20 protein-coding genes are annotated in these 19,866 nt (G+C 64.5%); 4 read left to right on the top strand and 16 right to left on the bottom strand.

Annotation, left to right across the window (positions count from 1 at the left end; genetic code table 11):
• Window positions 1-135: 135 nt before the first annotated feature.
• Window positions 136-2,451, bottom strand: coding sequence for a heavy metal translocating P-type ATPase (locus O0882_RS08195; protein ID WP_289946938.1), 2,316 nt, complete (start codon window positions 2,449-2,451; stop codon window positions 136-138).
• A 98-nt stretch (window positions 2,452-2,549) separates the two neighbouring features.
• Here O0882_RS08195 and cadR point away from each other — a divergent pair, with 98 nt between their 5' ends.
• The gene (gene cadR / locus O0882_RS08190) at window positions 2,550-2,981 is read left to right on the top strand and encodes a Cd(II)/Pb(II)-responsive transcriptional regulator (RefSeq protein WP_034787498.1); all 432 of its coding nucleotides are present in this window, start codon (window positions 2,550-2,552) and stop codon (window positions 2,979-2,981) included.
• A gap of 43 nt (window positions 2,982-3,024) precedes the next feature.
• Window positions 3,025-4,065: a hypothetical protein gene (locus O0882_RS08185; RefSeq protein ID WP_289946936.1), complete on the top strand. Its 1,041-nt coding sequence runs from the start codon at window positions 3,025-3,027 to the stop codon at window positions 4,063-4,065.
• Here the strand turns inward: O0882_RS08185 and O0882_RS08180 are convergent.
• The 7 genes from O0882_RS08180 to O0882_RS08150 form a co-directional block, all read right to left on the bottom strand.
• Window positions 4,062-5,612, bottom strand: a complete 1,551-nt coding sequence (locus O0882_RS08180; RefSeq protein WP_289946934.1) for a methyl-accepting chemotaxis protein — start codon at window positions 5,610-5,612, stop codon at window positions 4,062-4,064. The two genes, O0882_RS08185 and O0882_RS08180, sit on opposite strands and share 4 nt — an antisense overlap.
• A gap of 60 nt (window positions 5,613-5,672) precedes the next feature.
• Window positions 5,673-6,140, bottom strand: a complete 468-nt coding sequence (locus O0882_RS08175) for a cache domain-containing protein (protein ID WP_289946933.1) — start codon at window positions 6,138-6,140, stop codon at window positions 5,673-5,675.
• Window positions 6,141-6,367: 227 nt separating this feature from the next.
• The gene (locus tag O0882_RS08170) at window positions 6,368-6,805 is read right to left on the bottom strand and encodes a hypothetical protein (RefSeq protein WP_289946932.1); all 438 of its coding nucleotides are present in this window, start codon (window positions 6,803-6,805) and stop codon (window positions 6,368-6,370) included.
• A gap of 13 nt (window positions 6,806-6,818) precedes the next feature.
• The gene (locus O0882_RS08165; RefSeq protein WP_289946931.1) at window positions 6,819-7,205 is read right to left on the bottom strand and encodes a hypothetical protein; all 387 of its coding nucleotides are present in this window, start codon (window positions 7,203-7,205) and stop codon (window positions 6,819-6,821) included.
• Between the two features lie 103 nt (window positions 7,206-7,308).
• A complete protein-coding gene (locus O0882_RS08160) occupies window positions 7,309-7,860 on the bottom strand; it encodes a DUF4142 domain-containing protein (RefSeq protein WP_289946930.1) in 552 nt (183 codons plus the stop codon).
• Window positions 7,861-7,973: 113 nt separating this feature from the next.
• Window positions 7,974-8,624, bottom strand: a complete 651-nt coding sequence (locus tag O0882_RS08155; RefSeq protein ID WP_289946929.1) for an SMI1/KNR4 family protein — start codon at window positions 8,622-8,624, stop codon at window positions 7,974-7,976.
• A gap of 3 nt (window positions 8,625-8,627) precedes the next feature.
• Window positions 8,628-9,020, bottom strand: a complete 393-nt coding sequence (locus O0882_RS08150) for a MerR family transcriptional regulator (protein ID WP_100872995.1) — start codon at window positions 9,018-9,020, stop codon at window positions 8,628-8,630.
• Window positions 9,021-9,091: 71 nt separating this feature from the next.
• Here O0882_RS08150 and O0882_RS08145 point away from each other — a divergent pair, with 71 nt between their 5' ends.
• On the top strand, window positions 9,092-9,886 hold the full coding sequence (locus O0882_RS08145; protein WP_289946928.1) for an SDR family oxidoreductase: 795 nt from the start codon (window positions 9,092-9,094) through the stop codon (window positions 9,884-9,886).
• 3 nt (window positions 9,887-9,889) lie between these two features.
• On the opposite strand, the gene O0882_RS08140 is transcribed toward O0882_RS08145, so the two are convergent.
• The 3 genes from O0882_RS08140 to O0882_RS08130 all read right to left on the bottom strand — a co-directional run bounded on the left by O0882_RS08140 (window position 9,890) and on the right by O0882_RS08130 (window position 14,376).
• Window positions 9,890-11,191 carry a divalent metal cation transporter gene (locus O0882_RS08140; protein WP_289946927.1) on the bottom strand — a complete coding sequence of 434 codons (1,302 nt, stop codon included), beginning with the start codon at window positions 11,189-11,191 and terminating at the stop codon, window positions 9,890-9,892.
• A gap of 80 nt (window positions 11,192-11,271) precedes the next feature.
• Window positions 11,272-13,263, bottom strand: a complete 1,992-nt coding sequence (locus tag O0882_RS08135; protein ID WP_289946926.1) for a c-type cytochrome — start codon at window positions 13,261-13,263, stop codon at window positions 11,272-11,274.
• 189 nt (window positions 13,264-13,452) lie between these two features.
• The gene (locus tag O0882_RS08130) at window positions 13,453-14,376 is read right to left on the bottom strand and encodes a LysR family transcriptional regulator (RefSeq protein ID WP_289946925.1); all 924 of its coding nucleotides are present in this window, start codon (window positions 14,374-14,376) and stop codon (window positions 13,453-13,455) included.
• 98 nt (window positions 14,377-14,474) lie between these two features.
• Between O0882_RS08130 and O0882_RS08125 the strand changes: the two genes are divergently transcribed.
• The gene (locus O0882_RS08125; RefSeq protein ID WP_354670256.1) at window positions 14,475-15,914 is read left to right on the top strand and encodes an amidase; all 1,440 of its coding nucleotides are present in this window, start codon (window positions 14,475-14,477) and stop codon (window positions 15,912-15,914) included.
• 9 nt (window positions 15,915-15,923) lie between these two features.
• Here O0882_RS08125 and O0882_RS08120 read toward each other — a convergent pair whose 3' ends face one another.
• From O0882_RS08120 to O0882_RS08100, 5 genes are all read right to left on the bottom strand, one after another.
• Entirely contained in the window at window positions 15,924-16,346 is a 423-nt protein-coding gene (locus O0882_RS08120; RefSeq protein WP_289946924.1) for a DUF2061 domain-containing protein, read from the bottom strand.
• 150 nt (window positions 16,347-16,496) lie between these two features.
• Window positions 16,497-17,228 carry a DUF4386 family protein gene (locus tag O0882_RS08115; protein ID WP_289946923.1) on the bottom strand — a complete coding sequence of 244 codons (732 nt, stop codon included), beginning with the start codon at window positions 17,226-17,228 and terminating at the stop codon, window positions 16,497-16,499.
• Window positions 17,229-17,393: 165 nt separating this feature from the next.
• Window positions 17,394-18,191, bottom strand: coding sequence for a LytTR family DNA-binding domain-containing protein (locus O0882_RS08110; RefSeq protein ID WP_289946922.1), 798 nt, complete (start codon window positions 18,189-18,191; stop codon window positions 17,394-17,396).
• Window positions 18,182-19,237, bottom strand: a complete 1,056-nt coding sequence (locus tag O0882_RS08105) for a histidine kinase (protein ID WP_289946921.1) — start codon at window positions 19,235-19,237, stop codon at window positions 18,182-18,184. Before O0882_RS08105 ends, O0882_RS08110 begins: the two co-directional genes overlap by 10 nt.
• A gap of 195 nt (window positions 19,238-19,432) precedes the next feature.
• A complete protein-coding gene (locus O0882_RS08100; protein ID WP_289946920.1) occupies window positions 19,433-19,834 on the bottom strand; it encodes a nuclear transport factor 2 family protein in 402 nt (133 codons plus the stop codon).
• Window positions 19,835-19,866: the final 32 nt, after the last annotated feature.

Genomic DNA, 19,866 nt, shown 5'->3' with positions numbered 1-19,866 from the left:
GTGACAGCCAGCAGAGTGGCCAGCAGGGTCGAGCGGGGCAGGAGGGGCATCGGCTACCTTGGCGGCGGTGGGGATCAGCCGCCAAAGTAGCGTTTTTTACAGCTATTGTCCAGATGGAAATATTTCTGCGCGGGACTATGCTTGCTTGTTATTGCGCAGCAAGCGCAGCCCGTTGGCCACCACCAGCAGGCTGGCGCCCACGTCGGCGAACACGGCCATCCACAGGGTCGCCATGCCGGCCAGGGCCAGGCCGAAGAAAACGGCCTTGATGCCGATGGCAAAGCTGATGTTTTGCACGAGGATGCTGCGTGTGCGCTGGCTCAGGCTGATGAATTCAGGCAACTTGCCCAGTTCATCGTCCATCAGGGCCACGTCCGCCGTCTCGATGGCCGTGTCGCTGCCGGCCGCGCCCATGGCAAAGCCGATGTCGGCCTGCGCCAGGGCTGGGGCGTCGTTGACGCCGTCGCCCAGCATGGCCACCACGCCGAATTGCTGCTGCAAGGCCTTGATTTCATCGAGCTTGTTTTCCGGCAGCAATTCCGCCTTGACCAGGCTGACGCCCACCTCGGCCGCGATACGCTGCGCCGTCAGCAGATTGTCTCCCGTCAGCATCACGGTGGTCACGCCCAGCGCATTCAGGCGGGCAATGGCGGACGCCGCCGTCGGACGCAGCACGTCGGCCACGGCGATCACGCCCAGCGCGCCGGCCGGGCTGGCCAGCACCATGGCCGTGTAGGCTTGCTGTTCCAGCCGCGCCAGGATGGCTTGCAGTGCCGGCGTCAAGAGCTTCAATTCCGTCATCAGGCGCGCATTGCCCAGATAATAGGTCTGGCCATCGATATTGCCTTGCACGCCGCGCCCATGCAGGGCGGCAAACTGGCTGACGGGCAGGTGGCTGCTGGCGGGCGGACCCGCCTTGACGATGGCGGCGGCCAGCGGGTGGGCGGAATTGGCGTCCAGGCTGGCGGCCAGCAGCAGGATGGCGTCGCGGTCGCTGCCCTCCAGGGCCACCACGTCCGTCACGGCCGGTTTGCCCATGGTCAAGGTGCCCGTCTTGTCGACGGCGATGGCCTTGATGCGGTAGCCCGTTTCCAGGAATTGCCCGCCTTTCACTAAAATGCCGCGCCGCGCGGCCGCCGTCAGGCCGCTGACCACCGTCACGGGCGTGGAAATGACCAGCGCACACGGGCAGGCGATCACCAGCATCACCAGCGCTTTATACACCCAGGCCATGAAGGGCTGGCCCAGCAGCAGTGGCGGCAGCACGGCCACCAGAATAGCGAAGATCACCACGGCGGGCGTGTAGTAGCGGGCAAAATTGTCGACAAAGCGCTGCGTGGGTGCCTGTTTCCCCTGCGTTTCCTCGATGACCTTGACGATCTTCGCCAGCGTGCTGTTGCCGCTGTTGGCCGTCACGGTGACGTCAAGCAAGCCCCGTTCATTGATGGTGCCCGCATACACGACGTCGCCCACGGTCTTGTCCACCGGCATGCTTTCACCCGTGATCGGCGCCTGGTTGACGGACGACTCGCCGCTGGCCACCACGCCATCAAGCGCGATGCGTTCGCCCGGTTTCACGCGCATGGTCGCGCCGATGGCCACCGTGGCGACAGCAACTGGCTGCCAGGCGCCGCTGGCGTCGGCGACTGTCGCCGTGTCGGGCGCCAGCTGCATCAGGCTGTGCACGGCGTTGCGCGCGCGGTTCAGGGACAAGCCTTCGATCAGCTCGGCGATGGCGAACAGGAAGATGACCATGGCCGCTTCCGGCCACTGGCCGATGGCGATGGCGCCGAAGACTGCCAGACTCATCAGGAAGTTGATGTTCAGGGTGAAGGTTTTCAGGGCAATCCAGCCCTTTTTCAGGGTCGGCCAGCCGCCCGTGGCGATCGACAGCAGGGCCAGGGCGATGACGAGGGGCGAACTGTCTTCGTGCGTGGTCCACGCCAGCGCCTCGGCGCCGGCAGCGGCCAGGCCGGAAACCACCAGCAAGCCTTTTTGCAGGCTGCTCAGGCTGCCTTCGTCCGGATCGCGCGCGACGACCGCGTCCGCCTGCATGGGAATCGCTTCCATGCCGATGCCGTGCAGGGCCGCTTCCACCGTGGCCAGTGTAGGCAGGGTGTGATGCACGTCGAGCACGCGGTTCATCAGATTGAAATCGAGGCCCACCACGCCGGCCATATTGGCCAGCTTGTTGCGGATCAAACGTTCTTCCGTGGGGCAATCCATGTTGGCGATGCGGTACTTGGCCGTGTTCGCACCGGCGACGGGGGCGCTGGGCAGCGCTGGGCCAGACGGGGCGGCAGGCGTGGACGAGCACGCATGCTGGCTGGAACAGCAGCCGGCGGCTTGTGGCGCGCGAGCTGCTGCGGGTTCGTGCGCATGCTTGTGGTCATGCTTGTGCTCATGCTCATGATCGTGCTCATGCGCGTGGTTATGGCTATCGTGTGGCATCGCATCATCCTTCTGGATTGGTGTATGCTTCCATTAGAAACCCTGTAGCCGCTACAGGGTCAAGCGGAATGTGCAAGAAAGAATGAAAAGGGGATGCCATGCGTATCGGAGAACTGGCCAAACGGACAGATTGTGACGTGGAAACCGTGCGTTACTATGAAAAGGCGGGTTTGCTGCAGGAACCGGGCCGCAACAGCGCCGGCTACCGCGAATACCGCGAAGAACACCAGGAGCGGCTGCAATTCATCCGCCATTGCCGCTCGCTGCAGATCGGCTTGACGGATATCCGCGCCTTGCTGGAATTTAAGAACAACCCGGCCGAAGGCTGCCAGAGCGTCAATGAATTGCTCGACCACCATATCCTGCGCATCGCCGAGCAGATGGCAAACCTGCAAACCTTGCAGCAGCAGCTGGTGACCCTGCGCCACCAGTGCGACCAGCCGCAGCCGTCGCAAGACTGCGCGATTTTGCAAAACCTGTCCGAGGCAGCTAGCGGCCACGACTGCGCCTGCCATACTGAACTTCACTAATCTATCTACCTTCATGCCAACATTGTTTTCTAAAAGTACTTTATTGACACTTTCCCTGCTGTTTCCGCTGGCTCATGCCTCCGAGCAAGCCCAATCCGCCTTCTACCTGACCCTGTACAGCGTGCCTGGCGTGCCGCGCACTGACGATCCCTATACCTGGAGCACGGCCGGCGGCCAGCAACTGATCAAAGGCTTGACGAACGAGGAAGGGCGGGCCTTCGTGAAGCCGGCCGAAGGCGAAGAAAATTATGTTCTGGAAACAGTCAGCATGCGCTGGAATATGGCCGTGCCCACCAAATGCTGGCAAGGCGAGCCTGCCGCCCTGCAGCAATGCGCGCAATTGATGCAGAGTGCCAGCCGCTACGATATCGAGCAGGATGCGGCCAAGTTGCTGCTGAAGAAGACGCAAGCGCAACTGCAAGTCAAGGCCGAGGCGTATGCCATGGCAGCCAGGGCCAACCAGGACGAACTGGCCTGGCTGGGGCGCCTGCCCGCCACCTGGTCGATGGATGACTATGGCATGCGCTTGCTGGAATTGGTCGACAACATCCAGGGCCAGATCAGCAAGGATATCAAGGCGGGCAGGGCCGATGTGCGCCAGTTCGTCTGCCGCGCGCCCGCATCCTACGGCCCCTTGCCGCAGCAGGCCGCCGTCGAGGCCTGGTCCGCCACGGCGCGCCAATCGCAGCTTGAGCGCGGCGGCCCCGCCTGGGATGCGCTGGTGGCCGCCGCCGCCAAGGGCAACTGGATGGCCCGCGCCGAACTGTATTACGCGCTGGCCGGTCGCAATGTCAGCGAGCTGAGCTACCTTGAACAATACCGCATCGTGCAATTGATGGAATGGCTGCACGAGCAACAGATCGGCGCGCTGTACAGCCTGTTAAACATTGGCTATGCGGCCGTCGATTACGGCGCGGGCAAGGGCGGACAAGACCAGGTGTATGCCTATGCCGCCATGCGCGGCAGTTATGCCGACCAGTACAGCGTGGGCACGCGCCTGCAGACGGACGCCGATCCGGCCCTGGCGCAAGCAGGCGACAAGATGGTCGCCTGCGCCAAGGCCGCCATGCCCAGCTTGCGCTAAGGCGCCAGCAGCGGCGGGCCGCCGTCGCCCAGGCGGAAGGCGTCGACCACGCGCAATAGATCATGCGCCTGGTCCTGCATGCTTTGCGCGGCGGCGGCCGATTGCTCGACCAGGGCGGCATTGCGCTGGGTCAATTCGTCCATTTCCGTGATGGCATTGTTGACTTCCTCGATGCCCTTGCTCTGGCGCTGGCTGGCCGCCGTGATGTCGTTCATGATTTCCGTCACTTGCTGGACGGAAGCGACAATGTCTCCCATGGTGCGCCCGGCGCTGTCGGCCAGCTCGCTACCCGTTTCTATCCTCGCCACGGAATCCTCGATCAGCTGCTTGATTTCGCGCGCCGCCGTGGCCGAACGCTGCGCCAGGCCCCGCACTTCCGTGGCGACGACGGCAAAGCCGCGTCCCTGTTCGCCCGCGCGCGCCGCTTCCACGGCCGCGTTCAAGGCGAGGATATTGGTCTGGAAGGCAATGCCGTCGATGACGGCGATGATGTCGACGATGCGCCCGGAACTGGCCTTGATCGAGCCCATCGTTTCGACCACCTGGCCCACCACGCGGCCGCCTTCCAGCGCCACGTTCGAAGTCGACAGCACCATCTGGTTGGCCTGGTGCGCATGGCTGGCGTTTTCGCGCACGGTATCGGTCAAGGCATGCATGGACGTTGCCGTTTCCTGCAAGGAATGAGCTTGCGACTCCGTGCGGGCCGACAAGTCCGCATTGCCGAGCGCGATTTCACTCGCTTCCACCGTAATGGTGGAGCCTGCCTGGCGTATCTCGCCCAATAAGGTATTCCAGTTTTTCACCACGGTGGCCAGCGCCCGCGACAGCTTGCCCACCTCATCGTCGCCCCGGGCATCGATGCGCATGGTCAGGTCGCCCGCGGCCAGGCTTTCGGCGGCGCGGCAAGCCTCGTCGATGGGACGCACGACGGAACGGGCCACCCAGGTGGCGATCAGGGCCAGCAAGGCAAAGCCGATGGCCATGGTGCCCAGCGACAGCCAGCCGGCGCGTTGGCCCGCATTTTTTGTTTCCTGCAAGGCATCGGCGGTACGGTGGTCAAGGTTGAGCAGCACCTGGCGCAGCTGCCCGCGCACTTGCTGGTAGTGCGTGGCGGCATTTTGCATCGCCGCCACGCCCGTATTCGGGTCCATCGAGGCCAGGTCCAGCGCCTGCGCCACGCTGGCCCGGTAGCGCTCGACGCCGGGAAGGGCCTGTGCCGCTTCCGTGGCGGCGCCCGAGAATTTCTTAAGTTCCGTCAAGCCTTGCACGATGGCATTGAGCTGCCCATTCGTTTGCGCGCCGAATTGCTTGAACTGCTCGTCCGTCAGGCTGGCGGCGATGGCGATCTTCGCATACACATCGGCATGTACCTGGCCCAGGGCAATAGCTTGTTGATTGGCAAGCCGTTCGGCCGTCAGGGTGACGTCTTTCAGTTCGCGCATGCGCTGCTCGTTCTGCTGCATGGCGAAGTAGGACAAGGCCCCCATGGCCAGCAGGCAAGCCAGCGCGACCAGCGGGACGATCAACATCTTCTGTGCGATTTTCATCGGAACCCATATCGTCAAGAGAGCGAAAAACCATCGCGGCGCTGGCGGCGCGGCGGCGGGCTACAGGTAGATGCCGCCGCAGACGACGGTCTCGGCCAGCTTTTCGCAGTACATCACCTTCGGCTCGATCTTCTTGGTTTCCGGATTTGTGAATTTGTATTCCTGCCAGAACGTGCCCTTGCTCTTGGCCAGGTCGACTCTTTCCTTGACGAAGGCCTTGCCATCGATATCCTTGAGTTCAATCAGGTTCTTGCCCACCATTTTCGGGTTCGCGCCATGCGCGACCACCGTGCCGTCGAGTTTATACACGACCAGGTACAGGTCGTGCAGGATGAATTGCGGCGACTTGGCCGTGATCTCGCCATACGCCTTGGCGTCGCCGGCGCTCTTGATGTAGGTCACGCCTTTCTTGACCATGGCTTCGGCGTCGGCGCGCGTGGCGCCGCCTTCGGCCGCGCTGGCGCTGGATGGCAAGGTGGTGGCGGCCAGCATGAGCGACAGGCAAATGGCAGGGGCGAACTTGGACATGAGAATCTCCTTCACATTGCGGCAGGGAAAGCCGGCAGAGAACCGGTGCGGTGGGGGGAGTGCTGACGGTTCATGGTAGCGCGATGCCAGCGAGCATGCGCTGGTGCAACAGATTTTTTTTCAGTGGGGCGTTTTTGCAACATCGCGTGCACGTTGCCGCAATGGGATTTTCAGAGGGGAAAGGCCGCTGCCGGCTATCGATACGCTAGTGTGGCATGCGCGCCGCGCTACCAGCCGGACGGGTCTTCCGCTGCCGCGCGCGCCAGGTCGGCGGCCCAATCCTGCTGCGCCAGCCGGTAGATATCGGCGAAGAAGGCGCGCGGGTCGGCCATTTCATCCCACAAGGCGGGCAGGGCGTGCGTACTCTCGGGGTCATGTTCGAGGATGGCCTGGAAGTCGTAGGCAGGGTCTTGCAGCGCCTGCGCCAGCACGGTCACCAGCGCATGGCGGTGGCGGTAGCCGAGTTCCTTGTACTGACCCGTGATCTCGCGCCGTATCAGCTCTGCGCGCTGGAGCGGGTCGTTCATGTCCCAGGCGTCCAGTTCCACCCCCAGGGTGTGTTCGCGGTCATACACGTCGAAGGGGCCAAGGAAATGGTAGAGCGTGGGTTCATATGGCATATCGACCCAGGGGCTGCGCAGGCCTGATGGCGCAGGTTTCGGCATCACGGCTCCCGGATCACGCGCATTCGGGCAAGGTCCAGCCCTCGTAGCCCATGTCCGTCGGATAGATGGCGCGGGTCTGGTTCTGGCCCCAGCGGGCATGGTCGAGGATGCCGTCTTCATGCATGTCCAGCACCCATTCCGTGCTTTCCAGCAAGGAGCCATCCTTATGGTAGACGCGGAAGAAGGTGGACGTGCTGAGCGCGCGCACGATATTGTGCGGCACGCCGTTGCCGTAGTGCGGCACGTAGGTCTTGATCACGCACGTGCCTTGTTCATTCCATTGCTGCGCATACACGGTGGCGTTGCGGGCGGCCGCCACCTTGATGAACAGCCAGCCTGCCAGCAGGATGAGGAACAGGATGGCGGCGGCGATCAGGCCGGTTTTCTTGAGTAACTGCATGAGGTCATGGCATGGCCGAAAACGAAGTTGCCGCATTGTATGTCAATAGCGGAAATGCTTGCCGTACAGCATGTACGGCGAGTATTTACCCCCGTACTGCTGTCTACTTCGCCAATGCCGCCTGCAGCGCATTGGCCATGTCCAGGTGATGTTGCAGTGCTGGCAAGGTTTTCGCGGCAAAGGCCTTGATGTCCGGATCGCTGGCCTTCTGGCTGGCGTCCGTGAACAGCTTCACGGCGTCCTTGTGCGCGGCCACGCCGATGCTGGCCGCATATTCCTTGTCGAAGGGCAGGCCTTCCAGGCGGCTAAGCTTGTCGATCTGCGCCTTGTGCTTCGCACCGGGCTGGTCGCTGACCTCGATCTGCTTGCCGCTGGCCAGCTGTTTCAGCTCGTCGGCCACTTTCACGTGATCGGCAAGCATCGCATCGGCGAATTTCTTCACCTCGGGATTGCTGCTCTTGCTTTGCGCCACTTTACTGGCAGCAATTTCCGTGCTGCCCGCATCGGCGGCCTTGCTGAGGAATTGCTTGTCGTACGCGCCCGGCGCGGCAGCGGCGATGCTGTTGATGGCGATGCCGCTCAGCAGCGCCACGGCGGCGCCGATGGCCACGCTTTTCAAGGAGGGAGTACGCGAACTGGTGGTAGAGATAGGCATGGGAAATCCTTTCATATCATGAGTGCATGCGTGGTTTTTTCTGCAAGCTGATGACAATATTAAGCCAGCAGCCTGCGCACACCCATAGGACACGTGCGATGATTCCCGTAGGACTAGTCCTGTTCGTTAGCGCACAGTTCGACTTGTTTCAGCGCAAACAAGGCGGCGATGCCGGCATCGCGACGCCAGGCGGGCATGCCGATGTCGAGCCACTCCGCCATCGCATCCAGGTGCGAGGGTTCCGAGACGCTGTGTTCGAGTTCGTCCAGCACTGTGTCGCGGTCGATATACAGGCTGTCCAGCCAGGCATCGAAGGAGGGCGCCAGCTCGATGAAGCCGTGGGCGCGCTTGCCTGTCCACTCCGGCAACTCCTGCACATAGGCCAGCACGCGGCCGCCGCCGTCTTCCGTCAAGTCCAGGTAGATCATGGAATTGCCGCCGTCGCGGGCGAACGGCAGGATGCGCACCGGCATATCCGTATGCTTGCGCGCCGCGCGGATTTCGCCCACCAAGGTTTCATCGCAGAAATCGCCCTCATCGGCGCTGAAGAAGGTGTTGAAGCCCATTTTTTCCACGCCACCATTGCCGTCCGGCACATCGGTGGTGTAGTCGAACCAGGCGCCGTTGGCCACTTGCAAGAAAGCCAGGAAGGCGGGCGGCAGCGGCGCTTCCAGCAGGGTTTCAATGGCGGCGATCTGCTGCGCGGTGGGGGCAGGCTTGGCGCCCTCGAGCGCCAGATGGCGGTATTGCGTGTAATAAGTCATTGATTATCCTTGTAAGTTTCTTGCGACCGCCACACCATCCTCGCAGCCCGTCTCCACCTTCGCCAGCGCGTCGACGAGGCCGGCCCGCAGCACAGCCATCGAGCGGGCCTTGTCGTCGATCTGGGCGATTTTCGTTTCCAGCATGACCCGCTTGGTGGCCGCATCGAGTGCATTTTCCTGCCAGACGGCAATGACTTCGGCGATTTCCTTCAGGGTAAAGCCCAGCGCCTTGGCATGGCCGATCAGCTCGATCCGGCGCAAGGCTTGCGCCGAGTACTCTTTATAATTGTTCGTCATGCCCGGCTGCGGCGCTTCGTCCAGCAGCCCCTGGCGCTCGTAGAAGCGCACCGTGTCCTTGCTGACGCCCGTCAGGCGGGTGATTTCTCCGATACGCATAGTTTTTCTATTGACCGTGGACTAAAGTCCACAGTTTACAGTAGAAACACTTTCAACTACACACCGCTGCCATGACCGCCTTCAACTATACCAACCAGACCGTGCTGATCACGGGCGCCTCATCCGGCATCGGCCGCGTCTTTGCGGAAACCCTGGCCGCGCGCGGCGCGCATTTGCTGCTGCTGGCCCGTTCCGGCGCCGTGCTCGACAGCCTGGCCAAGGAACTTTCCCAGCGCCACGGCATCCGCGCGCATGCGCTGGTGGCCGACCTGAGCTTGCCCGGCGCCGCTGCGCAAGCCCATGCACAGGCCTGCGCGCTGGGCATGCCGCCCGACGTGCTGATCAATAACGCGGGTTTCGCCACGCACGGCAGGTTCGAGACCATCCCGGTCGCGCGCCAGGCGGCCGAGGTGACCGTCAATTGCACGGCCCTGATGGAACTGACGCACTGCGCCTTGCCGCACATGCTGGCGCAAGGACGCGGGGCCATCATCAACGTGGCGTCCACGGCGGCCCTGCAGCCCGATCCCTACATGGCGGTCTACGGCGCCAGCAAGGCTTTCGTGCTGTCGTTGTCGGAAGCGCTGTGGGCGGAAAACCGTAGCCGTGGCGTGCGCGTGCTGGCCCTCTGCCCGGGTGCCACGGAAACAGCCTTTTTTGACGTGGTGGCCGCGCCCGAAGCGGCCGTGGGCAAGCGCATGGATCCTCAAGCCGTCGTCGATGAAGCGCTGCTGGCGCTGGACCGTGGCCGCAGCAGCCACGTGGCGGGCCGGCCCAACCGGCTGCTGGCCTGGCTGCCGCGACTGCTGCCGCGCCAGACCGTGCTGGGCATCGTGGAAGGCATGCTCAAGCCGAAGGCGGCGTAGGCATCAGAACGCCATGCTGGCGAACATGGCCAGCACGGCCGTTGCCATGACGATGGTGGACAGCCATCCCAGCGCCCGCAGGCGGCGCGAAATGGTCAAGCTGCCCATGATGGTGGGACGCGTCGCCATCAGCATCATCAGGGCCATGATGGGCACGGAAATGACACCATTGATGACGGCGCTCCAGTACAGGGCCTTGATGGGGTCGAGCGGCGAAAAGCACAGGGCGGCGCCGATTACGGTGGCCGTGACGATGATGCCGTAGAATTTCTTGGCGGCCCTGGGTGCCAGTTCCAGGCTGTTTTTCCAGTGAAAGGCGCCCGCCATGGCGTAGGCAGCCGAGCCGGCCAGCACGGGAATGGCCAGCAAGCCCGTGCCGATGATGCCCAGGCTGAACAGGGCAAACGCGAACTCGCCCGCGATGGGGCGCAGGGCGGAGGCGGCCTGGGCGGACGTGTCGATATGCGTGATGCCTTGCGCGCCCAGGGTTACGGCCGTGGTCAGCATGATGAAGAAGGCCACCAGGTTGGAAAAGCCCATGCCGATGGCCGTGTCCATCTTGATGCGCTGGAATTGCCGGGGCGCCTGCTCGGGCGTGCGGCGCAGGGCTTGCGCTCCAGCATCGGCCTGCAAGTCTTCCACTTCCTGTGATGCTTGCCAGAAAAATAGATAGGGACTGATGGTGGTGCCGAACACGGCCACGATCATGGTCACCGAGGCGGCCGACCAGGCGAACTGGGGCCAGACGGTGCGCAGCGCCACTTCGCCCCAGGGAATGTGTACGGTGAGTACGGTGGCCACATAGGCCAGCAAGCCCAGGGTCAGCCATTTCAGGATGCGCACGTATTTTTGATACGGAATGAACACTTGCAGCAGCAGGGACAGCAGGCCGAAGCCGACAGCGTACAGGTGCGTGGGACCGCCAATGATCAGCGTCAGGGCATCGCCCATGGCGGCCACGTCGGCGGCGATATTGATGACATTGGCCAGCAGCAGCAAGCCGACGATGGCATACAGCAGGGAGCGGGGATAGTGGCGGCGGATATTCGTCGCCAGCCCGTGGCCGCTGACCCGGCCGATCTTGGCGCTGATGACCTGGATACCCAGCATCAGGGGAAACGTCAGGCACACGGTCCACAGCATGCCGAAGCCGAACTGGGCGCCTGCCTGCGAATACGTGGCGATGCCGCTGGGATCGTCATCGGCCGCACCCGTGATCAGGCCCGGTCCCAGCTTGCCCAGCCAGGTGTCGGAAGGGTCCGCCTGCTGGCGGACGGCATCCGCGCGGCCGCTGTCGATCTGCATGCGTCACTCCTGTGTGGTGGAGCGGACAGCGTAGCACAGGCGGGCGGCGCCAAGAAGGGGGGCCGCCCGGGAAGCACGATTCAGTAGCGCGCATCCTTGGGCTTGCCGCCCTTCGGCCAATCCTTGACCTTGTCGGGGAAGTCCGGACGGGGCATATGCGTAAAGTATTCGGCCACGTCGACGGCGTCCTGGTCGGACAGGTTGCCCTGGCCCAGCGGAAATTTCTGGCCATGGCCCATTACCATGTTGGCCTTGACGAAGCCGGCCGCCGTGTAGGTGCGGGCCATGCCGGCGCCGATATTGAAGGAACGCTCGCCCCACAGGGGCGGGAAGGCCACCACGCCGTTGGCGCCACGGATGCCCTCGCCATTCGCGCCATGGCAGACGGCGCATTGCTCGACATACACTTTTTTGCCATGCACGGGATCGGGCAGCAGAGCGCGGTCTATCTTCGCCACGCCGCGTCCCGCCACCTTGTCATTTGCCTGCGTGGCGCCCTTCATCCAGTCGATGTAGGCGACCATCGCCTGCAGGTCGGGGCCGTCCACGGGCAGCGGCTTGCCGTGCATGGAGCGGCGGAAGCAGCCATTGATGCGCTCGCCCAAGTTAATCACCTTGCCGGCGCGCGGCGCCTCCGCCGGAAAGAAGGCGGAAATACCGAGGAAGGGCGAACCGTTGGCCACGGTGCCGCCATTCAGGTGGCAGCTGCTGCAATTGAGGTCGTTGCCCACGTTGTGCGGCAGGCGCGCACGCGTTTCCGTCATCAGTTGCATGCCGTGAATCAATTGATTGGCATTCGGATCGGCCGTCAGGGCGGCGAAGCGGGGCGTGACGAAGCCGTCCGCGTCCGGCGCCTTGAGCTTGAGTTCCTTGCGCACTTTGGCGATCTGCGCGGGCGTGACGGGCGCGCCCTGGTTGCCCCACTTGCCGCGCACAAAGGTGAGGATTTCCGCCAGTTCCGTGTCCGACAGGCGGTCATACGACGGCATGCCGAACGAGCGGGGCGAGTGCTGCGTGACGGCCGACTGCCAGCCCGTCAGCGCGATATGGATGACGGAGGTGGCATCTTTCGATTGTACCGAGTCGTTCTGCGCCAGCGGCGGGAAGATGTTTTCCACGCCACGACCGTCCCGGCGGTGACAGGTGGCGCAAAACTGCAGGTAGCCCAGGCCGCCGCGCATGTTGTACAGCGCATCGTTGCTGGCTACCACGACGGGCGCGGTTTTCTTCGGCGGCGCGGCCGCTCCGTCCCTGGCCGGCAAGCCGTGCAGGTAATGGGCCAGCGCATCGAGGTCGCCATCCGTGAAATATTGCGTGCTGTGGGTGATGACTTCCGTCATGCTGCCGGCCGCCGTGCCGAAGCTGTTGCGGCCCGTCTTAAGCAATTGCACGATGTCGCCCGGCGTCCACAGATTGCGCAAGTTCACCGCATGCCAGCCGTCAAAAGTAAAACCGGACAGGTAGAGCTTGCCGCTGCCGCCATCCTGGCCCATGGTTTTTTCCTGAAAGGCCACGCCGCGTGGCGTGTGGCAGGAGCCGCAATGGCCGAGGCCCTGGGCGATGTAGCTGCCCCGGTTCCACATGGCCGACTTGGCGCTGTCGGGCTTGAACGGCGCGTCGTCGAGGAAGACGGCGTTCCACAGAGAGAGGCCCCAGCGCATGCTGAATGGCCATTTCATGTCCGTTGCGCGGTTTTGCTGCGCCACGGGCGCCACGCCGCGCTGCAAATAGGCGTACAGCGCCTGCATGTCGTCGGGCGTGATCTTCGCGTAGGAAGGGTAGGGCATGGCCGGATACAGGTTGTGTCCATCGGCCGCCACGCCCTTGCGCATGGCGCGGTCGAATTGGGCGAAGCTGTACGTGCCCAGGCCCGTTTTCGTATCGGGCGTGATATTCGTGCTGTAGATGGTGCCGAACGGCGTTTTCAGTTCCAGGCCGCCGGCCATGGCGGCGCCGTTCGGGCTGGTGTGGCAGGCCACGCAGTCGCCCAGGCGGGCGACATATTCGCCGCGCTTGATCAGTTCTGCCGACGCAGTGGGCGCGGCCCAGGCGCCAGCGCAGAAGACAAGCATGCCCAGGAGCATCGCGGCAAGCCGGCTGAACATCGAGGAGGAAGAAACAGGAGGGCGGAGCGAACCGCGATGCTGGATGGAAATGGCGTTCATGGTGACCCTTTATTATTGGGGCCAAGCTTACGCATTCGTCACCACGGCGAAAATTGGGAGTTTCTTTCGAACAACTAGGTAATCTTCCCTAGTGTTTTACACTGAAAAATCGTGTAGGCCAGCCTGCAAGCTGGCCATGATGCGTTCGCGCAGCCAGCGGTGCGCCGCGTCCAGGTGCATGCGCTCGTGCCAGACCATGGCCATTTCGTAATCGGGCAGGGCGACGGGCGGCTCCCACGTACGCAGCGCGCCCAGCGCATTCTTCAGCAGGCGCGACGGCAGCAGGGCCACCATGTCGGATGCGGCCAGCAAGGGCGGGACGATCAGGAAATGCGGCACGGACAGCACCACCTTGCGCGTGCGCCCCAACTGCTGCAGCGCCGTGTCGACGTTGCTGCGGAAACCGCCGCCGTTGGGCGAGACGACGATGAATTCCAGTGCACAAAACTGGTCGAGGTCGGGCGGTGCCTGCAGCAGCGGGTGGTCGCGCCGGCCCGCCAGCACATAGTGTTCGGTAAACAAAGTGCGGTGGCGCAAGCCGGGCGGCGCTTCTTCCTGCGCCAAAAAGCCCAGGTCGACCTGGCCGCTTTCCAGATCGTGCGCCATGCGCGCCGGCACGGCTTCGAACACGGCCATGCGCGACAAGGGCGCCTGCGCGCGCAGGGAGGCCAGCAGGGGCAGCAAAATCGCATATTCGGTGGCATCGGCCGCCGCCAAATTCCAGCGCACGTCGGCCGTGGCCGGATCGAAGGCCGATTCCGGCTGCAAGACTTGCTCCAGCTGGGCCAGCACGGCTTGCAACGGCGCGAACAAGGCCAGCGCCCGCGACGTGGGCAGCATGCCGCGCGGACCGGGCAAGAGCAGCGGATCGTCGAAGGCCGTGCGCAGCTTGCCCAGCTGCACGCTGACGGACGGCTGGCTCAGGTGCAGCCGCGCCGCCGCCCGCGTGACGTTGCGCTCGATCAGCAGCGCGTTCAGGGTCAGCAGCAGGTTCAAGTCCAGCTTGTGCAAATTGTTCATGGCTATACCTTGTATATCAACTATTCATTTCCACTATGATAGCGCAAGCCCTACAGTAGTTCCTGTGATCCCCACTCTTCATCTTTTACAGGAACTAAATGATGCAACTCCATGAATATGCAAGCTTTGATGGTCTGGGGCTGGCCCAGCTGCTGCGCACTGGCGCCGTCTCGGCGGCCGAACTGCACGACGCCGCATTGCGCGCCTGCGCCGCCGTCAACCCGCAGATCAATGCCGTGGTCGAGCTGTGGCCGGCGGACGTTACGCAAATCGACAGCGCGGCGCCGTTCGCCAGCGTGCCATTTTTGATCAAGGACGTGGCCATCACCATGGCGGGCCAGCGCAGCGAAGCGGGCAGCCGCCTGGGCGCCGGCCATGTCGCTGCGCTGGATTCCCACCTGATGACGCAGTTCCGCCAGGCGGGGCTGACAACCTTCGGCCGCACGAGCACGCCGGAAATGGCGTTCGCCACCACCACGGAACCCGCGCTGTACGGCGCCACACGCAATCCCTGGAACGTCAGCCTGAGCGCGGGCGGCTCCAGCGGCGGCGCGGCGGCGGCCGTGGCGGCCGGTATCGTACCATTGGCCCATGCGACGGACGCGGCCGGTTCCATCCGCGTGCCAGCCGCCTCGACGGGCCTGTTCGGCCTGAAACCGAGCCGGGGCCGGGTCTCGAATGGCCCCGCCATGGACGAGATCTTCAGCGGCCTGGGCGTACAACTGGGCGTGAGCCGCACGGTGCGCGACAGCGCCGCCTTGCTCGACTGCGTCCAGGGAATGTTCCCGGGCGAACCGTATGTGACGAGTGCACCGGGCCACAGCTGGCTGTCGCAGGTGGACGTGGCGCCAGGCAAGCTGCGCATCGGCGTGCAGCGCGCTGCCTGCAATGGCGCCCATCCCGTGCCTGCCGTCGATATCGCCCTGCAAGATACCGTGCGCCTGCTGGAAAGCCTGGGCCACCACGTGGAAGAAGCAGCACCGGCGCTGGGCGTGTCGTGGGACGCGTTCGTGCAGGCGAATGCGCGCATCTGGTGTGCCAACCTGGTACCGTGGATAGACGGCCTGGCACAGGAAAGCGGGCGCGCCGTGTCGCTCGATACGCTGGAGCCGGCGACCCTGGCCTGCTATCAATACGGGCAGACGGTGTCGGCCGTCGATTTCGTGGCCGCGCTCGACGTGCGCAATACCGTCACGCGCCACGCCGGCGCCCTGTTTGAGCAGTACGACGTCTTGCTGACGCCCACCATGCCGGATGTGCCGTGGCAGCTGGGCCGTTATGGCGAGGATGAGGAAGAACTCGATGGGCTGGGCTGGACGGCGCGCCTGTTCGAACACTCTCCGTACACGCCGCTGGCCAACGTGGCGGGCTTGCCGGCAATGTCCGTGCCGCTGGCAATGTCGGATACATGGCTGCCGATCGGCATGCAGTTCATGGCGGGCTATGGTCAGGATGGAACGCTGCTGCGCCTGGCAGGGCAGCTGGAGCGGGCGGCGCCGTGGTTTCCAAGGCGGCCGCCCGTGTGGGCAGGTAATTAAGAAGCACGATTACAGGGCGGCCAGCCGCGCCGCACCCCGGTTTTCCAGGCGAAAGCGGGCTTTTTCCCACAGCCGGTCGTGGAAGGGCAGGACGATCACGTTGCAGATCGGCTCGACCACTGCCAGCAAGCCGCCGAAGGCCATGGAACCCGTGGCCCAGTACATGACGCCGAACGCCACGCCCATGTGCAAGGCCGTCTGGCTGATCTTTTCGCCGGCCAGGGCGGCAAAGCCCACGCGGCTGGCGGCGTAGCGGCGGCGGATCGCGTGCCAGGCTTTTTCATGCCATGGCAGCAAGCCCACATTGATGACCGGTTCGATGATGGCGGCCAAGCCACCGAGCGCGAGCGACCCCGTCAGCAAATAGGCGAGGCCGAAGGCGATCGACATGTGCGTGCAGACCTGGCTGAATGTTTTGATGGCAGTGAACAAGGGATGCTCCTTTCTGTTGGATTCGCTAATCCTTGATTCAGATAGTAACGATTCTCATTTACAAAAGGAAGTAAAATATTTCAACTGAATCAATAGATACAGACTATTAATAGTCTGTATCTCATTGCTGTCGCCGCGATGACGACAGCATCAACCGCCGGCAGGCCGCGGCGCCAGGCCTCGCAGCAAGAGCCACAGGCCGGTCAGCGGGTACACCAGGCCCAGCGGAATCAGCAAGGCGTGCATCACGTCCAGGCCAAACAGTTCGCGCGCGACGGCGATCCACTGCAGCACGCCGGCCAGCATGCCGGCCAGGGCCAGCAGGCGCGGGATCGCCCGCGCGCGGTACAGCAGCAGATACATCAGGGTCACGCCGAGACCGCCCAGCAGCTTGTCCGGAAAGTGCACGCCGTTGCGCAGCCCCGCCAGCAGGGCGCGCGCCGGCTCATAGGCATTGCCGTCGGCGCCGGAGGCGAGGAAGGCGACGCTCAGGCTGCGCATGGCCAGAACCAGCGTGCCTTCGAACAGGCCCGTTGCCAGCGCCGCCGCCAGCAGCGCCACGTAGCAGCGGCTCAGCAGGGGGTGCTGCTCGCCATACAGGCCACGCAGGGCTGCCGCGATGGCCAGCCCGGTCAAGGCCGTGAGCAGCCCGAGCATGACGATCAGCCCCACCTGCAGCGGCATGCCGGCCGCCCGCAAGAGGAAGCCCGGCGCGGCAAATACTTGCTCCTGCAGCCCGAAATTCGACCAGATGCCCAGGCCGAAAATGAACAGCAAGCCCAGCCCCAGCCACCGCCCCAGCGGGACGGCGGCCCCAGGCTGCAGCGGTGAGGTGAACAGGGGAGCGGCTTGCCGCGTGGCGGCGGAGATTGTTTGGTTCATCGATACACCTTTGTCGGAGTGGGATCAGCCTGCCGAGGCAGGGCCAGCCAGCGCAGTGTCGGCACACGGGCGCGCCGCGGCAAGGCCGATCCGACGCGTCACGCGCTCAGGGGGCCGAAGTGCGCCCATGCACGATGAGTGACGCGGCCCTGCCGTGCCCGGGGACTATTCCGCCTTGAACAGGTGGAGGAAGGAGCGGCTGACCGGCAGCACTTCCGGCCGGTGCTTCAAGGTCACTTCGGCCGTCTCGTGCGCGCCGCGCACGACCTGGCGCACGGCATGCAGGTTGACCACCACGGCCCGGTGGATTTGCTGGAACTGCCCTGGATCGAGCTGCACCAGCAATTCCTTGAGGGAATTGCGCAGCAGCGCTTCGGCGGGCTTGCCGCCGTCGCGCCAGGCAACCAGCGTGTACTTGTCGTCGGACTTCAGGTAATCGACATCATCGACCGGTATCAGCCGCACGGCCGGGCCCACGCTGGCGCGCAGCCAGCGCAGCGTAGCTGGCGCTGGTTGCGGTGCAGGTGCCGGCGTGGCGCGCAGGTACGCCGCCAGTTGCCGCAACAGCGTCTCGCTGGCCGCGCCGGGCTGGATCGCTGCCAGGCGTTCGCGCAAGCGCGTCACGGTAGCGGCCAGGCGGGCCAATTGCACCGGCTTGACCAGGTAGTCGAGCGCGCCCTGTTCGAAGGCCCGCACCGCGTACTGGTCATAGGCGGTGACAAACACCAGGTGGGCGCGGCGGCCGATCTGGCTGGCCACGTCCACGCCGGACAGGCCCGGCATGTGCACGTCGAGGAAGCAGACCGCCGGCTGGTGCCGCTCGAACAGCGCGAGCGCCTCCGGTCCGTTGCGCGCTTCGGCCACGACCAGCAGCTCCGGCCAGCACTCGGCCAGCTGGCGCCGCAGGCTGGCGCGCAGCAGGGGTTCATCATCGGCAATCAGGGCGGTCAGTGTCATGGCCATGCGGGGCATTCTATGGAAACACGGAAACCGTGGGGTGCCAGTTCGCTGATGCGCAAGGCCGCTTCGCCGCCAAACATCAGCGCCAGGCGCTCGCGCAGGCTGCCAAGTCCCGTGCCCAGGCCGGGGCTACCCGCTTGCAGGCCCGCTCCGGTATCGCTGACCTCGATATGGCAACGGCCATGCGCCTCGGTAATGAGCACATCGATGCGCCCGCCATCCATGCAGGGATCGATGCCATGGCGCACCGCGTTCTCGACCAGGGTCATCAAGGTCATCGGCGGGCACTGCAGCCTTTCGCAGCCGGGCGCGACGTTTATGCCGAACTGCAGGCGGTCAGGCATGCGCATCTGCATCAGCACCAGATAGGCGCGCACCATTTCCAGTTCCTGTTCCAGGCGGGTGGCCGCTTCGCTCAGGCGCGGCACGGCGGCCCGCAGATACGTGACCAGATGCGCCAGCACGGGCGCCGCATGGCTGGACCCCGCATCGAGCAGGGCTTGCAGGCTGGCCAGCGTATTGAACAGGAAATGCGGCTGGACCTGGGCCTGCAGCAGCCACACGCGCGCATCGCGGGCCTGGCGTTCCAGCTCACCGCGCCTGCGCTCGGCTTCGCGCACGCGGGCGTCGCGCTGGCGCAGCAGGGCGGCCATCGCCGTCCACGGGCCGAGCAACAATCCCAGGAAAGCGAGAGATATATAGCTCTGCAACCGCTCCGGCACCAGCCAGAACGGCGGCGCACCGGGCTTGGTATTGAACAGATACAGGCTGGCCAGGGTCAGCATGATCGCCAGCGCCACGCCCACCACCTGCAACACCCAGTGGGCCAGCCTGCCGGGCAAGCGGCGCGGCCAGCGCTCGAACAGGCCATACGCCAGCAGCGCCGCCAGCGCCGGCAGGAAGACCGCCATCGCCAGGTAGCCTAACGGGTCCTCCCAGGACAGGGAAAACAGGGCGAATTCGAATAGCGCAGCCAGCCCGGCCACACACAAGCGTCGCGCGGACAGGCAGGTTCGCAGGCCATCGATAGCGGAGCGCAGTGTGAACATGAATGTGATGGCCCCAGGAATTGCCATAAGAGCAGCAGAATAGGGCAAAGCCACGCGGTCCGCAACAGCGGCAGGCATGAAGCACGCTTTCCCGCGCGCCAGCGACGCCCTGCGGGCCGGGCCGCGATGGCGCCACGAGCGCCGCGCAAGTCCGTGCAGGCCCGCAGCGGCTCGATGGTGCCGCATGTAAACAGGTCAGCGTATTGCCGTCGCCTGCGACCAGACGGCTTGCCAGCGCCCATCGCACCATTCATAGCTATCCATATGCCAGTAGCGGGCGCGCGGCACGGCGTGGCCGCCGAAGACGATTTCCAGCTGCGCCGAGTAACGCAGGACGGCGGCCGTGCCGTACAGGCGCACGCTGATCGCTTCCGGTTCCCAGCTCAAATAGCGCATGTGGCCGGAGGCGATGGCGCCCAGGTATTCTTCCCGCGACAGCATGCTGCCGATCGGCGTGATCAGCTGGAAGTCGTCGGCATGCAGGACGCGCGCCGCCTGCATATCGGCGGCCACGAGGGCGCGCAGACGGCTGCGTTCCGTGTGGCGCAGCAGGTCCATCTGCTGTTCTTCAGTCAGTGCGGCATTGAAATCGGTCATGGCGGTCCTGTAGGGGAGAGGGATTGACATTT

The organism is Janthinobacterium sp. SUN073 (genome assembly GCF_030397665.1).
Lineage (GTDB): Bacteria > Pseudomonadota > Gammaproteobacteria > Burkholderiales > Burkholderiaceae_D > Janthinobacterium.
This window is presented reverse-complemented; position numbering and strand designations above follow the sequence as displayed.

What these genes read in the sequence shown, in the direction of transcription:
- O0882_RS08195 (WP_289946938.1), bottom strand. Translation starts at nt 2,451, where the DNA reads ATGCCACACGATAGCCATAACCACGCGCATGAGCACGATCATGAGCAT.
- cadR (WP_034787498.1), top strand. Translation starts at nt 2,550, where the DNA reads ATGCGTATCGGAGAACTGGCCAAACGGACAGATTGTGACGTGGAAACC.
- O0882_RS08180 (WP_289946934.1), bottom strand. Translation starts at nt 5,612, where the DNA reads ATGAAAATCGCACAGAAGATGTTGATCGTCCCGCTGGTCGCGCTGGCT.
- O0882_RS08175 (WP_289946933.1), bottom strand. Translation starts at nt 6,140, where the DNA reads ATGTCCAAGTTCGCCCCTGCCATTTGCCTGTCGCTCATGCTGGCCGCC.
- O0882_RS08170 (WP_289946932.1), bottom strand. Translation starts at nt 6,805, where the DNA reads ATGCCGAAACCTGCGCCATCAGGCCTGCGCAGCCCCTGGGTCGATATG.
- O0882_RS08165 (WP_289946931.1), bottom strand. Translation starts at nt 7,205, where the DNA reads ATGCAGTTACTCAAGAAAACCGGCCTGATCGCCGCCGCCATCCTGTTC.
- O0882_RS08160 (WP_289946930.1), bottom strand. Translation starts at nt 7,860, where the DNA reads ATGCCTATCTCTACCACCAGTTCGCGTACTCCCTCCTTGAAAAGCGTG.
- O0882_RS08155 (WP_289946929.1), bottom strand. Translation starts at nt 8,624, where the DNA reads ATGACTTATTACACGCAATACCGCCATCTGGCGCTCGAGGGCGCCAAG.
- O0882_RS08150 (WP_100872995.1), bottom strand. Translation starts at nt 9,020, where the DNA reads ATGCGTATCGGAGAAATCACCCGCCTGACGGGCGTCAGCAAGGACACG.
- O0882_RS08145 (WP_289946928.1), top strand. Translation starts at nt 9,092, where the DNA reads ATGACCGCCTTCAACTATACCAACCAGACCGTGCTGATCACGGGCGCC.
- O0882_RS08140 (WP_289946927.1), bottom strand. Translation starts at nt 11,191, where the DNA reads ATGCAGATCGACAGCGGCCGCGCGGATGCCGTCCGCCAGCAGGCGGAC.
- O0882_RS08135 (WP_289946926.1), bottom strand. Translation starts at nt 13,263, where the DNA reads ATGCTTGTCTTCTGCGCTGGCGCCTGGGCCGCGCCCACTGCGTCGGCA.
- O0882_RS08130 (WP_289946925.1), bottom strand. Translation starts at nt 14,376, where the DNA reads ATGAACAATTTGCACAAGCTGGACTTGAACCTGCTGCTGACCCTGAAC.
- O0882_RS08125 (WP_354670256.1), top strand. Translation starts at nt 14,475, where the DNA reads ATGATGCAACTCCATGAATATGCAAGCTTTGATGGTCTGGGGCTGGCC.
- O0882_RS08115 (WP_289946923.1), bottom strand. Translation starts at nt 17,228, where the DNA reads ATGAACCAAACAATCTCCGCCGCCACGCGGCAAGCCGCTCCCCTGTTC.
- O0882_RS08110 (WP_289946922.1), bottom strand. Translation starts at nt 18,191, where the DNA reads ATGGCCATGACACTGACCGCCCTGATTGCCGATGATGAACCCCTGCTG.
- O0882_RS08105 (WP_289946921.1), bottom strand. Translation starts at nt 19,237, where the DNA reads ATGTTCACACTGCGCTCCGCTATCGATGGCCTGCGAACCTGCCTGTCC.
- O0882_RS08100 (WP_289946920.1), bottom strand. Translation starts at nt 19,834, where the DNA reads ATGACCGATTTCAATGCCGCACTGACTGAAGAACAGCAGATGGACCTG.